This is a genomic window from Pectobacterium sp. F1-1 (assembly GCF_025643735.1).
GTDB classification, from domain to species: Bacteria; Pseudomonadota; Gammaproteobacteria; order Enterobacterales; family Enterobacteriaceae; genus Pectobacterium; species Pectobacterium colocasium.
In genome coordinates this window covers 2,692,800-2,707,794 of record NZ_CP104733.1, presented here as the reverse complement: position 1 = coordinate 2,707,794, position 14,995 = coordinate 2,692,800, and the positions used below count along the sequence as shown (strand labels likewise).

Here is a 14,995-nt window from a genome sequence, read left to right as displayed (position 1 = left end):
TCACGCAGGCAAACAGTGACAATATCTATCCCCTGATCCCGCTGTGCATCGGATGCCAGCCATTTCCTTCTTTCGCGCTATAGCGTACGTTTTGCAGTGGTATGCGCTGCCATTGACCCTTGCTGTCCTGCACGATTTCGCTGGCAATCGCACGACATTGATAATGTAGCGTATCGGTCTCCAACTGGAATTCATATTTTTTGCCTTTTTCCGGAATAAAGCGGGTGGTAATAAGGCAGGTGTATTTGCTTTCAACATAAACGTTGATAATTGCGGTTTCAAGACCAGGTACTAAGGGTGTTTCGTAGTAGTCAATATCGTATTTCTCTCCGGATATTTTTGGCATTCCACGATCCTGGGTATTCTGTAAAACCCATTCACTGGAACGAATAAGACCGCCAGTGCGTTTGCCGTTTAACGTCTGGTAAATACTCGTCTGTTCGGTGTTATCTACGATACGTACCCACGGGGAGTCATTGGTTTCATGGGGCGGAATGAAAAAAGAGTTGTTTGGCATAATAGAGCAGCCTGAAGAGAGGAGTACTATCATTGCCAGATTATTTCGCAGTAACTTTTTCACTTGTTTCATTCCTAATGGGTTTGAAAGGTAATGAGTATTTTACAGTAACGCTGCGCTCAGTTTTTTAAGACTAACAGCTCCCCACCAGAGGTGGGGAGTGCAATATTATAAAGGCGTCATTATTTTAATTAGCGTATTTCGTTATCATTTAATGGGTTGTAAAGAAATCGCTATTTCCAGCACGATATCAGAATAGCATTTATCGCCATTGGCTGATGTTCTCTTAAGTTCATCAAGTGCATAAACGATATCCACCCTGGCTCCCGGGCGGAACAGTTTTTTATCTTCATCATCGATATGGCTATAAATGCTTTCTTCAATGACAGAGCCATCATCCAGCCGCAAACTGAAACAGTTATCTACTGGAGAGGGATCTTGTCCTGCCACATAGGTTCTTGTGATCGTGCCAGATCGGTGCAGTAAACGCATTTTTCCCTGTTCAATGCTACTCCACCACTCGGATGAGCCAAAAAGACCATTGGCTCCCTTCAGGCCCATGGCTGGTCTTGATGGATCGAGAGTCAGAGCCTGCGTTAAAGCCACTTGATCAGGGTCCCCTTTGAGTTCTTCTGAAAGAAGATAGACAATTTTCATAGGGTATTTCGAGTTTTCAAGATTTAACAGCATAATGCTTTCCTGTTATTTAACCTGTTCAAAATGGACGATGTTTTTATTAAAAATCTCCATTCCTTTGCCTTGTCCAAGTTGTGTCGTCATCTGTCCTCCTTCAACCTTGAAGCGAGTATTGGTTTCCATCCATTTACCCGTTTGGGTGGACATATTGGGCAATTCTTTAGCTGCAGCACTGTTTGCGGCAATACCAATTTTTTCCAGTTCGGAGAAAGTGCCTGACTTAACAGTGATTTTCACTGTTATACCATCGTACTTAGAAGAGTATGATAGCACTGGAGAAACGGATGTTTCAGTGGTCGCTGGCATCACACCTGTTCTTTCAAACTGCCTGAATTGCTCAGGTGACATCGTCCGATAAACAATTTCATTGCCATGAACATCACGTTGCTGAACGGGACTTAGCGGATTTTTAGCTGTCGTCACAGGAGTACCAATGGTACCCGACGTCCCTTTGTTGCCTGACTGCGTTTTTTGTATGACTTTATTGAACGCCATGCCAGCAGCAAATTTTACAACTTCCTGCGCTGATGCACCATTATCGTATAAGCTGAGGATCCCATTGATATCAACAGGCGTCATCGCTGAGGTAATGATATCGTTTTTCAGCGCCAGCTCACGGATTTTCTCATCGCTCAGTCCCTGCGCTTTCCATTCGGCAAGTTGTTCACTGCCCTTAATGGCGGCGACATAAGGATTGCCAGCGACGCCCATCGGTGTCCAGTCAATGCCCGTCTGTGTATAGATGTCACCGATGAATCCAGAGTAATCAGAATTTAGCTGTCCCTGTTGCGCACCACGCATCATCGTTCTGGCATAATCGGTTACGAGATAGCCGAACTCATCAGCCGTTATTGCTCCAGATTGATACATCGCGACCAGCTTTTCACCCGCTTCTTTTTCCCGTTTACGGTACTCATTGCGGATCTCGGTCTGGCATTTACCATTAGAACCACAGGCAGCAAAGCGTTCCTGTAGTTCATCCATGCCACCGATACCGGCGGCTTTTAGTTTTTCATACAGCGCGCGGCCTTCTTTACTCAGTTTTTCAACGCCGTACTTATTTGACAGCAGATTATAATCAACGGCATTTTTACCCGCGTCATGTCCTGCCACCGCGCCTGCCGAAGAATCGCTCGCTAGGCCTGCCGCCATGGTGGCAGCCAGAGACGCCAGATTACTGACTTTCGCCCGTTCATCATCAGTCAGTGACTCAACCGTTCTGTTTGGATAGAGATAGTCGACGATCGCTCGTGCGGCCAGCTCACCACCTGCTGCACCCACTGCCCCAGCAGTGGCGTTGGAACCGGAAAGCTCAGCCACCACGCCGCCAACGATAGCGTGACCGATGGCATTTGCCGCGATCTGCGCGGCAGTTGGATTGTCGCTATTCTGCAGAGTCAAATCGCGCACTGTGCTGGACAGATAAGGTGCAGCACCCTGTGCCAGCGCTTTCAGTGGATCACCACCCGCTAGCGCCGTGATGGCTGCCGCTGCGGCACGAATGCCTTTATTAAGCTCACCACCCGCTTTATATTGATCGTTGATGTCCTTATACGCGGCGGTATTTTGTACACGAGCCCAGTACTCCTGACGTGTCTCCTTGGTCTCATCCCACTCACCAGCCGCTTTAATTCCCGCGTTGTTTGCCATAATTTGGCCCTGGCTGAGGGTGATATCCACGCCCTGGTTAACAACGTCGCTAATCAGGCGCAGCTGGTTCAAACGCTGCTGTTCCTTCGCTTTATCGAAGATTGGGCTGATGCTCTGGTTAGCGTGCTCGACATCGCGACTTAACTCACTAACATCCTGCTGCTGGTTCGCCTGATCGCGGATAATCAGCGATCCTGGAGAAACGGCCGCATACGTGGTGCCGAAAGCCTTCCCATCGCTGCCATCCGCTCCCAGGCCATTGGCCGCCAGATCCTACGCGCCCAGCCCGCCAGTGCTGATACCGACGCTGCTGTGCGATACCTCAAACTCGGCGCCATTGAGTTGTGTGTGTGTTAACAAGTCACGCAGGCAAGCATTGACAATATCTATCCTCTGATCCCGCTGTGCATCGGGTGCCAGCCATTTCCTTCTTTCGCGCTGTAGCGCACGTTTTGCAGTGGTAGGCGCTGCCATTGACCCTTGCTGTCCTGCACGATTTCACTGGCAACCGCACGGCATTGATAATGCAGCGTATCGGTCTCCAACCGGAATTCATACTTTTTGCCTTTTTCCGGAACAAAGCGGGTGGTGATCAGGCAGGTGTATTTACTTTCGACGTACACATTTTCAATAGCGGTTTCCACGCCGGGAACGACCGGTGTTTCGTAGTAGTCAATATCGTATTTCTCTCCGGATACTTTTGGCATCCCGCGATCCTGAGTGTTTTGTAATACCCATTCGCGGGAACGAATAAGACCGCCAGTGCGTTTGCCGTTTAACGTCTGATAGATACTTGTCTGTTCTGTGTTATCTACGATGCGTACCCATGGTGAATCAGCGTCTTGAGGAGGGGGGACAAAGAAATCATTATTTGGCATTATGGAACAGGCAGAACTAAAAGATGCAAGAATAGCAAATGTAACTTTTAAGATATTTTTCACGCTATGCTCCTTATTAACAAGGCGTCCTTGCCTTATCATAACATATTCGCGGATTTAGATATTATTTCCCTGATAAATCATAATGATCTGGTAATTGATAACCTTCAGGGATTGCAGGCCAGCTATCTATTTTCAATAACATCTCACTGTCTTCAGCTATGGATTCGAAGAAACTTGAGAGGGTCATTGCGTGGCTTCTTAACTTCAATAAAGCTGATTGCATTGCCAGTTCATCATTTTCAGCACTGGCTTTGTTTAGCAAGTCAGTATGAACTTTTAGCAAAGTTAGTTGCTTGAGAAATTGTTCATTCAGCTGCCCATTGTAGTCAATCGACAAGTCATCCATTTCGATAGCCGATGTGCTTTTTTTCTTCAACACAGAGATGAAATTATTCTTCATTATCTCAAAAAAGAGATCATTTATCATTTAGGCAGTCTCCGTCCTTCTTTAATTTTACCAAAACAGTTAGTAATCATAACGGCTATACGACCTTGTTTGTCCATCGTAAATCAGCTAACAAGGTGCCAAATTCGGGTGTCCAGTTCCAGTTCAATGTGTTCATACTGGCTAGCCATTGTAGTATTAATTTTTTAAAATCAGATACTACTGTGCATCGGATGCCAGCCACTGCCTGCTTCGGGAATAAAGTGAGTGGTTACCAAACAGGTATATTTGCTTTCGACATGCCACGATCCTTAATGTTTTGTAATACACATTCACTGGCGCGAATAAGGCCTCCAGCACGTTTGCCATTAACTGTCTGGTAATGCTGGTTTGCTCGGTGTTGTCTATAATACGAATCTATGATAAATGGGTATTCTATGCCAGTGGAGTGAAGAAATCATTATTTGGAAAACACACCCACCCTGAAATAATGAATGTAAATGGTAATCCACTAATAAACGATACTCAGTAATTTATTTTACTGAGTATCGTTTGTGTTTTTTAATGAATACTATTGGTGATAGATGATCTCGTATTCGCTGCCAAGCTCATCCCGTAAACGCTGAGAAAGAATATCTCCCTGACGTTTAAATTCGGCTTCTTCCTCAGCATTACTAAATCCTGAAGATGCCGGATCATCCATGTTCAGTGTATTATCATACTGCTCTGCCCATTGGCGGAGTGATTCTATTAGTTGTACTGAGATTGGCAATTCATCAGGAGCAATATCGCCAAAATCATCAGGTGTTGTTCCCCACAATGGGTGACATTGATAGTCTGCCATGAGCTTTATTTTTTTCATTTCACTGCTCCTCTCAGGTTCGCACCTACAACATAACCATTATTACCAACGGTTACAGCAACATTGTACTTTTGACCATTTATAATAGTTTCGTAGATTGGTCGGCCTGTACCAGAGCCCTGGTAACCGACCAATTTTCCTTTTGTAACCGCATTCATGACCACTTCAGGGATCTTTGCTTCTGTGATGCCTATTTGCGCGAACTGGCTACCATGCTCATTAATAATGTGCTGCAGACCTGCTTTAGCGTTTCCTTTTTCAAGGAAAATGATTCTCCCGCTTGCATCCTTCGCGACACTGACAATATCTGCGGGTGTATGTTTGATACCTTGCGTCGCCAGCTCTTTCAGCAAGGCTTTTGAAGAGAGAACGTGTTAATTTTCATTACTCATTAAGAATAATTTTATTTAAAAACAGACTGTTATTTCCTCCAAGGGCAACCTCGGAGGAAATATGTTATCCAGTACAACGACTTAATGCCAATCGCAAACCCGCACCAATATCCTCTACTGGGCTATTTGTAGTGAGTATGACGTAATCAGTCTCGGGGATTCGCTCACCACTCCAAGCTTCAAGTTTTTCATGATAGCTGGGACGAATCGTTATGATCTCATCTTTCAAGTGAATGCCGCACTTTTTCATATTGCTGAATAGAGATCGCTTAGTTTTATATTGATAGTTTTCCATCAAATTCGCAACCCAACTTGCGTATTTTTCTTTACTTCTATTTATGTCGAAAAATTTAATTCTCTCCTCGACATTGTTTAAAGTACGACTATTAGCCAGAGCTTTTAGTACGGATTCACCAATTTCTTTATCATCTGCTCCTGGTTCGAGTAGATGGGGTGGGAACAATGGATCTATAGCGATTCTTCCCAGACCAGAATAGGTTTCAATGCTCAAAAATTTATCCGTGCTAAAAACGCAGCTCCAATAATCTTGATTGCTATTAAAGTCCATTATTTCACCTGTGTTACAGTAATTTTTACACCCTGACTCTTACCGTATTCAATCGCACGGTTAATTTCAGTCCACTGTGTCTTCGTTGTGTTCGCAGGAACTGCCAGACGTATCTCTCTCTGCGCGATCATCGTTGAATTCAGCTCCTGACCTGAAAGGCTGACGAATCCCCAGAAAACAAGACAGGCATAGAGTTTTATGATCTACTGATTTTCGCCAAAAAATTCAATGAGATCACCCTATGCCTGTCCGTAAAGTATGCCAGACTTTTTTCCATAACGCTTTAGCTTCAACGCATCAATACCGACAAAACGCGCTCATTGACTCAACCACTGCGTTGATAAACGGTGCGACGCTTTCGCTCACCAGTATCGGGCGCCATTTGCCCGGTGCGGCTCGTGTGAAAGATAAAATAAAACGGGTTGACCGCCTTTTGGGAAATTCTGCGCTTTATAACGATATTCCGAAAATATTTAATCAGATTACGTCCATGATGACCAAAAACATGCCGTGGTGTGCTATTGCCGTTGACTGGAGTGGCTATCCCTCTCAGGAATTTCATGTCCTGCGTGCCAGCCTTGTCTGTGATGGTCGTGCTATCCCCTTGATAAGCCAGATTGTTCCGTCGAAAAAGCAAAACAATGTTCTGATACAGAATGCCTTTCTTGACGCGCTTGCCAGTGCCATCGCTCCGCAAACGAAAGTCATCATTATCACCGACGCGGGCTTCCAGAGTGAATGGTTTCGGCGTATCAAATCACTGGGGTGGGACTTTATTGGCCGCATCCGGGGAAACGTAAAATTTTGCCTTCATCATGACAAAGAAAACTGGCTGAGCGTGAAAGACTGCAAGGAAACGGCATCTGCGGAATATCTGGGAATAGGTACGCTGGCGCGTTCAAAAAAAGCGCAATGCAACGGATATTTTTATCTTTATAAAAAAACGCCGAAAGGCCGAAAAAGCCAACGTCGCAAAGGGAAACCGAGCCATCCCACAACAGAAAAAGAGCAACGAGCCTCAGCCAAAGAGCCGTGGCTGATATTTACCAGCACAGAGGAATTTAAGCCCCGTGAAATCATGAAGCTCTACAGCAGACGCATGCAGATTGAACAAAACTTTCGGGATGAAAAGAGTGAGAGATTTGGCTTTGGCTTACGCGCCTGTGGAAGCAAAACAGGTGAGCGGCTTTGGGTGCTGAGTCTGCTGGCGACACTGGCATCCATTGTACTCTGGTTATTAGGATATCATTTTGAAAATAAAGGACTTCATCTTCATTATCAAGCGAACAGCCTTAAAAGTCGAAGAGTGATATCGTTTTTGACACTGGCGGAAAATGTACTGCGGCATTCACCGCGAATAATCGGGCGGGTGAAACTGGAGAGTATTTTAGCCCAACTCACCAGCACCTACCGAAGCATGGTGCTGGTTTATTAGCGATGATTTTGTGGGGATCCCTCAGCCTGAAAGGGTATAATCTTTGAATTTGGCGGCAGCATCAACATTTCCTTTAATAGAGCTGTAAATTTGTTCCGGTTTTGACAGTTTTGCTAGTGTTTGAGTGTCCAGAGACTTTGCGCTCACGGCAGTTTTTGTCACGCCATCATAGTAGTCAAACGTTTTGAAGTTTTGTGGCAACCGGGCATCAGCAGGAAGAGAAGTTCCTACATAATCTTCCCATGGCATACCCTGCTTCATATTGCCCTGGCCCCATTTCATGCCTACTTCACTTGCTTTTACTGTCGTAGTGGCTGAATTTCTGCCCATGTAAGATAATGCGGCTTTTGTGAGGTCTTTTCCGACAAGCCCCAGTGAAACGACAGCCGCCTGGTTCTCTGGATCAGATATAAACGCAGCGAATTTTGTCCAGTTAGGGCTCGCCGTGTCTATTTTTTGCAGATCTTGCGAATTCCAATACTGGACATAAGCTTTCACCTCTTCGTCTCGCATCACAGAAAGGCCAAAAATATCGCCTGCCCACGCTGGCCGTTCCGTTGCCTGTATACCTCCGTAGGCGAGCTCTTTATCCCAGACCTGGGCTTTAAGTGGATGTTTTGCAAGCGTAATGTCGACCTCCGCACTTTGCGCATCACTGATTTTTTTATACTTAGCGATAATTGCAGTGCAATCTTTCCCTGATTTTCGGCATTGTTGCATTTCTTTATCGAAGTCGAGTGCCTGATTCGCTGTCAGATAGTTATTATCAACCGCATTCTTACCCGCATCATGTCCGCTGACGGCACCAGCAGAAGAGTCACTTGCTACGCTGCCTGCCAGCATTGCCGCCAGCGAGGCCAGATTGCTGATCTTATCTTTATCACCGTTGGATAAATGGGCGATGTCAGTGTCGGGGTAGAGATAGTCTTTAATTGCACGCGCCGCCAACTCACCCGTTGCTGCGCCCACCGCACCCGCAGTGGCGTTACCTCCGGAGAGTTCAGCAATCACACCACCCAGCACGGCGTGACCAATTGCGTTCGCCGCAATTTGTCCGGCGGTAGGATTGTCATCAAACCCCACCGTCATGTCTTTAACCACACCCGCCATATAAGGTGCCGCGCCCTGAGCCAGCGCTTTCAGTGGATCACCACCCGCTAGCGCCGTGATGGCTGCCGCTGCGGCACGAATGCCTTTATTAAGCTCACCACCCGCTTTATATTGATCGTTGATGTCCTTATACGCGGCGGTATTTTGTACACGAGCCCAGTACTCCTGACGTGTCTCCTTGGTCTCATCCCACTCACCAGCCGCTTTAATTCCCGCGTTGTTTGCCATAATTTGGCCCTGGCTGAGGGTGATATCCACGCCCTGGTTAACAACGTCGCTAATCAGGCGCAGCTGGTTCAAACGCTGCTGTTCCTTCGCTTTATCGAAGATTGGGCTGATGCTCTGGTTAGCGTGCTCGACATCGCGACTTAACTCACTAACATTCTGCTGCTGGTTCGCCTGATCGCGAATAATTAGCGACCCTGGTGAGAAGGCGGCATAGGTGGTGCCGGAAGCCTTCCCATCGCTGCCATCCGCGCCCAGGCCATTGGCCGCCAGATTCTGCACCGCATTTTTCAGCAGATCCTGTGCACCTAGGCCGCCCGTGCTGATACCGACGCTGCTGTGCGATACCTCAAACTCTGCACGGTTGTTGATATTGCTGAAGCCCAGCGTGCCGGTACTGAGACGGTTTTTATCTTCGCTGGCGGTGCTGCCAATCACGGCGCCATCCAACTGCGTGTGGTTACCGACGTTGATATCGACGCCACCGTCACCCGCGAAGATACCAGTCTGCTCTTGCACGCTATTATAGGTGCTGTGGATTTTGTCCTTCGCCACGCTGGCGCTGACGCTGCCAGTCATACTGCCAAAGGTAAAGCTGGCGCCTGCTGAGCTGTTCTTCTGCTTCGAGTCGTAGTTGTTAACGTCCTGCTCACTCTGCAACGTCAGGTTACGGCCGACATTGGCGACGACCCGATCGGCACTCAGCTGTGCGCCGCGCAGGGTGGTGTCACGCCCGCTGTTGACCGTCAGCTTATTACCCGCGTCGACGGTGGTTTCTGTATGCGTCAGGCCATCGCCATTCTCCTTACCGGAACCTTTACTGGCATTAGCAAATACACTGATTCCTGCGCCGCCCTGACCCGCACCGATGCTGACGCCGATGCCGCCGCCGCTGTTGCTGTTTTTGCCGGTCTGCGACTGCGTATTCTGCGCTGATAGCAGGTTGATATCGCGGTTTGCCGACAGCAGCACATCGTTGCCCGCTTTCAACTGGCTGCCGCCGAGGGTCAGATCGCCATCGGTGCCATTCTCTGAACCGGTCGCCACCAGGTTGATATTGTTGCCCGCCTGCACGGTGCTGCCGGAGGCGTTGACCGCTTCGCTGTGGCTCTCGCTCTTCGACTTCGAGGTACTCAGCGACAGGCTGACACCAATGGCGTTATTGTCGGTGGTGTTCTGCGCCGCCAGCACCGCGGCTTGCGCGGCCTGTACGCCTGCCAGACCGGATTTCAGCTTCTGTAGCGATGCCATACGGCCATCCTGCTGCTCATCGGCGGCTTTCGCGCTGGTGTAAGCGGTGTTGATCGCGCTGCCAATGGCGCCGGACAGCGCCAACGTCAGGCCCGTCTGTTTACGTTCGTAAGTGGTGTCGGTGGTGCTTTGGTTATTCGCGGCATCAATGGTGATATTGTTCGCCACCATATTGATGTCGTTACCGGCGATCACATCAGAGCCCTGTACGGCGATATTATTACCTGCCACCAGACTGGTATCGCCCGCCACGCTGCCCAGCGTGCTGTTGTTCTGCGTTAGTGCGGCGGTGTCGGAGGTGGAGGTTTCTTTGATTGAACCAGCAAAGAAGCCAATGCCGCCGCTGCTCATCAGGCCCGACTTGGTGGTTTTCTTCATCGACCAACTGTCGCGGCTCTCTTCCGCTGCCGTGACGTTGAGGTCATTACCAGCACGCAGTGCCAGATCCTGATCTGCCGCCACATCGCTGCCGGTGATATTCAGGTTGTTACCCGCGCTGACGGCGATATTTTCCCCGCCCAGACTGCTGCCGTTTGCCAGCGTGGCATCGTAACCAGCGCGGGTGGTGGTGGTGCGTTTCGACAGGAAGCCGGAACCTTTCACCTTCGAATTCATATCCAGATATTCCTGGCTGCTGGCGCTGCCGAGGTTGATATCATGGGTGGCGGTCAGCGCAAGCTGCCGATCGGCATTCAGTTTTGCCGCTTGGGCGTTAATGTTATTGCCTGCATTCAGCGTGATAGTGCCGTCGCTGGTGATGTCACTGCCCTGTACCTGAGTCAGCGTCTGCGTGACGTGGTTATCTTTATCCCATACCACCTTGTCATGGCTGCCGGTGGTAACCGTGGTCATGTTGATATCGCGGTTAGCGGCGATCTGCGTCTGGCTGTTTTCACCGCTGTTGACGACCTGAGCGGCTTGTAGATTGACATCACGGCCGGCTTGTAACAGCAGTTTGCCGTCGTCACCTTGCACATACATGCCCGCCACACGATCGATATTATCACGGCTGAAGCGGTTGCTGCCGTTCTGGTTCTCGGCGTGGTTGGTCTCGCTGGCGACGGTGATATCTCGTCCTGCCTGCGCCAGCAGGGTATCGGTCGCGCGTAACGTGCCACCGGTATTAGTGATGTCGTTGGTTGCCTGTAGCGACACAGATTTACCGGCAATAATGCCGCCCACATTCACGATATCGTCGCCGGAAATGCTGACCAACTGAGTGGCGCTGATGCGGCCGCTGTTCAGCATGCCGCCGCTGACGCCGATGCTGACGTTTTTACCCGCCAGCAGCGCGCCGCTGCCATCCATATCGCCTTGCTGAACCTGCGCATACACCTGCGGCACCAGCACGTTCTGGGTGCTGCCGTCCGGCATTTTCACATCCTGCGCCACCAGCCATACCATATCTTGCGTGATCTGCTTCATCTGCTCGGCGGTCAACGCCACACCCGGCACCAGATTGAATTTCTTCGCGAAGCTGACACCCGCTTCCATCAGTCCTTTGTACTGCTCTTCATCGCTGGTGTAATCGGCGAGATAACGCTGGCCGACCAGCTCGACGATCTGCTCGCGCACCAGACGCTGTTCATAGAAACCATCGCCGAGGCGTTTCTGCGTGATCGACGGGTCGGTCTGCAACTGGCTCAGCATATAGTCGGAACTCAGCCAGGTTCTCTGATTGGTGAAGCGCGGATCGGTTTCGATCAGATAGCTGCTGGTGGCATCCGGCAGGGTGGTGAACAGGCTGCCGGTTGGCAGAGAAGCGTCCGGTGTCATCGAGCGAATGACATCGGTGTTCTGTCCGGCCACGTCCACGCGCTGCGCGGCGTAATCCGCCAGCGATGGCGCGTTGCTGGTTGGCTGGGTATTCTCCTTCATCACGCTCGGGCTGAGGCTGATGGACTGAATTTCCGTTGGCGGGGTATAGGCGGATGCTCTGGCTTTCTGGCTGTCGGTGCCTTTCTTATGGATACGATCCCACTCAATCACCTGTCCGACTTTTTCCGTCAGTTTCTGACCGGTGACTTCGGTGTTCACCAGTTCTTTGACGGCGGTCAGCAGGTTGCCGCCAGCAATAATCTGGCTCTTGTCGTTCAGCAGCTTATCGCCGGCGAGTGAGATCTGGCCGCCCGCGATAATTTTCGCCGGATCGCTCTGTGCGATCTGTTCTTCGCGCACTGTTTCGGTGTAGCTGTACTGATAATAGTGGTCACGACCACACACCACACCTTCAATACAGATATGACGCACTTCATTTTTGTAGAAACTGATGTTGTAGTCATCAGGACTATAGTGGACGCCATTATTCAGGCTGACCACCATATACTCATTTTTCTGCTTCTGTGACAGTTGTACGAAGCGGGTGACAAAATTGTCGTTGATATTGTTCAGCGCGGTGAAGCTGAGCGCCATATTGCCGACAGACTCTATTGTGGCACTGTGGTTGTTAAGGCTGCCCGCTTTGCCGCTGGCCAGACCGTTTTCATCGAGGTTGCCACCGATGGCCAGATCGCCACCACTGTAGATCAGGGAGTGAGTATGGTTGTTCAGCGTGCCGACGCCCAGATCGAGACGCTGACGCGCCGCAATGGTGGCGCTGCTATTATTTTCCGCCAGGTTATTCAGTGTCGCTGCGCTGATCGCCAGGCCGTCACCATAAATACGACCGGGACCGATATTATTGACGGTGCTGGCATTGATGCGGGTCAGCACGCCGTCGATCATGCCACGGTTGCTCAGCGTATCGCTGGCGTTCAGCGTGGTCTGCTGCGCGCTCAGTTCACCTGCGATCTGGTTGTCGATGTTGCTGGCCTGCACATTCAGCTTACCGCCTGCGCCAAGCAGCGCATTGTTAATCAAGCTGTTGTTGACGTTCAGCGTCAGATCGCCATTTGCCAGCGTTTTATTGTTGTTGCTGAAGCCGTCGGCGAAGCTGAGATCCATATCGCCAAGCGACAGAATTTCACCACTGCCGTTAATCTCGCGACCGCGGAAGGTCAGTTGCTGACCCGCCACCAGACGACCACCTTCATTGCTGATACGCAGATCGCTGTGGGTGGCTGCGGCGCGGGAGAGGGCGCTGCTGTTTTGCTGATCGAGCGTCAGCCGTTTATTCGCGGAGATCTGCCCCAGATTGTTGTTCAGCACCGGCGTGGCGATGGCCAGATCGCTGGCGGCGGCCAGCGTGCCGTTTTGGTTATTCAGTTCATTGCTGGCCGCAACATCCAGCGAGCCGGAACTGGCCGCCATGATGGTGCCGCTCTGGTTGTTCAGGCTGGCGCTCTGCACGCTGAATTTTTTGGCATTGGCGGCAATACGGCCATTCTGGTTATCAATACTGTGGCTACTGAGTTGCAGGTCGCGGTCGCCGCTTTGCAGTAACTGGCCGCCACGGTTGCTGATCACTGTCGTACTGACCTGTAGCGCATTGGCGTTAATCACGCCGCGATCGTTGCTGAGTTTATCGGCCGCTGAGAGTTTCAAATCGCCACTTGCCAGCAGTCGCGCGTCATCGGTGATGATATTGCTGCTGCTGGTCAGCGTGGCGTGATGCGCGGCGGTATCGCTGCCGCTAAGATCAATCTGGCTGGCGCTGGCGTTCAGATCGCCACCGGCCAGCGCCTGACCCTGACTGGTCAGTTTGCCGTCGCTAGCGAGTGTCAGATTGCCGCTGTCGGCCAGCGTGCCATCGGTTTTCATCCCGGCGGCAATGGCCGCGCCTTTGCTGTTGCGGATGGTGGCGCCGCGCACATGGGTGTTGCCTTTGGCGGCGATCAGGCCGCTGTTGGTCACCCCGTCGCTGGCGGTGGTGCTGTGGTCGCGCTGAGCAAACAGCGTGCCGCTGTTATCGACTTTTTTACCGCCCAGCAGCAGATCCTGTCCGGCATTGATTGTGCCGCTGTTAACGATATCGCCATTAGCGTTAATGGTGATATCACCCGCCTGCGTGCCGAGTGTGCCTTTGTTACTGACGCCGACCCCTTGCTCGGTCGCCACCAGACGGATTTTACCGGCATACATGCCGCCCAACTGGGCGACGTCGATCGCCAGCGTCGGCTTGACGTCGCTATTGTCGCTGTCCGTCGCGCTGCTGGCTGTGGCATTGTTGTTATCGATAACGCTATTGTTATCGACAACCCTATTGTTATCAGCAGCCACCTCGTTTTTACCGGTGGTGACGGTGACATCTTTCGCCCAGATACCGGAATTGACCTTCACGGTGCGGGCAATCAGATCGGTGTAGTCCTGCCGGCTGCTGTCCATGCCAGCGCCTTCCACCACGATCTCGCCGTTGCCTACGCGATAACCGCGCAATTCGCCGTTGGTTATCTGTGGGGTGCCGGTGGTCAGGGTGGCGCGGTTGGCGTTAATAAAGCCACAGCCGTCGCAACTGATGCCCGCCGGGTTAGCAATCACCACCTGCGCCTTACGGCCTGCCACTTCGACATAACCGTTCAACTTGCTTGGGTCACGCGAGTTGACCTCGTTAAGAATGATTTTGGCTTCGCCTTTCGCCAGCCATGGGTTACCTGCCACCCAGCCACCCAGTTGGGTCTGTACCTGCTTGTGCGAGTTATTGAGGATGGCGCCTTTGTTATCGACGTCAAACTGGGTGTATTTGTTATGTGAAACACCACCGGCGCTCGGCGTTTGGATATTGACCTGCGGCTTGCCGTTGGCGCTCTGCATCACATTCGGCTGCTGGCCGCCCGGTGCGCTTTTGTCAGCGACAATCCCGGCCGCCAGCACCTGTGGCGCGAGCGTGACCAGGCCGAGTGCGGTCATGGTCAGGAAGGTGGTGGGCTTCATCCGGCCAATCAGTTGGCTCAGCGTATGGCCGACGCCATTTGCGCCACTTTTGCCTTGGCCACGGTTGATTTCTGAAACCACCATTAACAGGCCGCGAGCCTTGTTGAAAATGACGCGATAGAGGTTCTTATTCACGAAAAGTTATCCCTGCTAG

Annotated in this window: 11 protein-coding genes; 1 reads left to right on the top strand and 10 read right to left on the bottom strand. The window is 50.8% G+C overall.

Going from position 1 to position 14,995, the window contains the following annotated elements; translation table 11 throughout:
* Positions 1-25: 25 nt before the first annotated feature.
* From NAL19_RS11855 to NAL19_RS21845, 9 genes are all read right to left on the bottom strand, one after another.
* On the bottom strand, positions 26-580 hold the full coding sequence (locus NAL19_RS11855) for a hypothetical protein (protein ID WP_263057440.1): 555 nt from the start codon (positions 578-580) through the stop codon (positions 26-28).
* A gap of 144 nt (positions 581-724) precedes the next feature.
* Entirely contained in the window at positions 725-1,207 is a 483-nt protein-coding gene (locus NAL19_RS11850; RefSeq protein WP_225084872.1) for a hypothetical protein, read from the bottom strand.
* A 12-nt stretch (positions 1,208-1,219) separates the two neighbouring features.
* Positions 1,220-2,935, bottom strand: a complete 1,716-nt coding sequence (locus NAL19_RS11845) for a VENN motif pre-toxin domain-containing protein (protein WP_263057439.1) — start codon at positions 2,933-2,935, stop codon at positions 1,220-1,222.
* Between the two features lie 314 nt (positions 2,936-3,249).
* Positions 3,250-3,804: a hypothetical protein gene (locus NAL19_RS11840; RefSeq protein ID WP_263057438.1), complete on the bottom strand. Its 555-nt coding sequence runs from the start codon at positions 3,802-3,804 to the stop codon at positions 3,250-3,252.
* Between the two features lie 61 nt (positions 3,805-3,865).
* On the bottom strand, positions 3,866-4,231 hold the full coding sequence (locus tag NAL19_RS11835) for a hypothetical protein (RefSeq protein ID WP_263057437.1): 366 nt from the start codon (positions 4,229-4,231) through the stop codon (positions 3,866-3,868).
* Between the two features lie 529 nt (positions 4,232-4,760).
* Positions 4,761-5,051, bottom strand: a complete 291-nt coding sequence (locus NAL19_RS11830; RefSeq protein WP_225084878.1) for a hypothetical protein — start codon at positions 5,049-5,051, stop codon at positions 4,761-4,763.
* Entirely contained in the window at positions 5,048-5,404 is a 357-nt protein-coding gene (locus NAL19_RS11825; RefSeq protein WP_263057436.1) for a hypothetical protein, read from the bottom strand. Before NAL19_RS11825 ends, NAL19_RS11830 begins: the two co-directional genes overlap by 4 nt.
* A gap of 103 nt (positions 5,405-5,507) precedes the next feature.
* The gene (locus NAL19_RS11820; RefSeq protein ID WP_225084875.1) at positions 5,508-6,011 is read right to left on the bottom strand and encodes a contact-dependent growth inhibition system immunity protein; all 504 of its coding nucleotides are present in this window, start codon (positions 6,009-6,011) and stop codon (positions 5,508-5,510) included.
* Positions 6,011-6,211 carry a hypothetical protein gene (locus tag NAL19_RS21845; protein WP_411561431.1) on the bottom strand — a complete coding sequence of 67 codons (201 nt, stop codon included), beginning with the start codon at positions 6,209-6,211 and terminating at the stop codon, positions 6,011-6,013. Before NAL19_RS21845 ends, NAL19_RS11820 begins: the two co-directional genes overlap by 1 nt.
* A 41-nt stretch (positions 6,212-6,252) precedes the next feature.
* Between NAL19_RS21845 and NAL19_RS11815 the strand changes: the two genes are divergently transcribed.
* A complete protein-coding gene (locus NAL19_RS11815) occupies positions 6,253-7,446 on the top strand; it encodes an IS4 family transposase (protein WP_225085167.1) in 1,194 nt (397 codons plus the stop codon).
* 21 nt (positions 7,447-7,467) lie between these two features.
* Here the strand turns inward: NAL19_RS11815 and NAL19_RS11810 are convergent, their stop codons facing one another.
* Entirely contained in the window at positions 7,468-14,976 is a 7,509-nt protein-coding gene (locus NAL19_RS11810) for a hemagglutinin repeat-containing protein (protein ID WP_263057435.1), read from the bottom strand.
* Between the last annotated feature and the right edge of the window lie 19 nt (positions 14,977-14,995).

Excerpts from the sequence above, each read along its gene's own strand:
- NAL19_RS11820 (WP_225084875.1), bottom strand. The coding sequence starts at position 6,011 with ATGGACTTTAATAGCAATCAAGATTATTGGAGCTGCGTTTTTAGCACG.
- NAL19_RS11815 (WP_225085167.1), top strand. The coding sequence starts at position 6,253 with ATGCCTGTCCGTAAAGTATGCCAGACTTTTTTCCATAACGCTTTAGCT.
- NAL19_RS11835 (WP_263057437.1), bottom strand. The coding sequence starts at position 4,231 with ATGATAAATGATCTCTTTTTTGAGATAATGAAGAATAATTTCATCTCT.
- NAL19_RS11830 (WP_225084878.1), bottom strand. The coding sequence starts at position 5,051 with ATGAAAAAAATAAAGCTCATGGCAGACTATCAATGTCACCCATTGTGG.
- NAL19_RS11850 (WP_225084872.1), bottom strand. The coding sequence starts at position 1,207 with ATGCTGTTAAATCTTGAAAACTCGAAATACCCTATGAAAATTGTCTAT.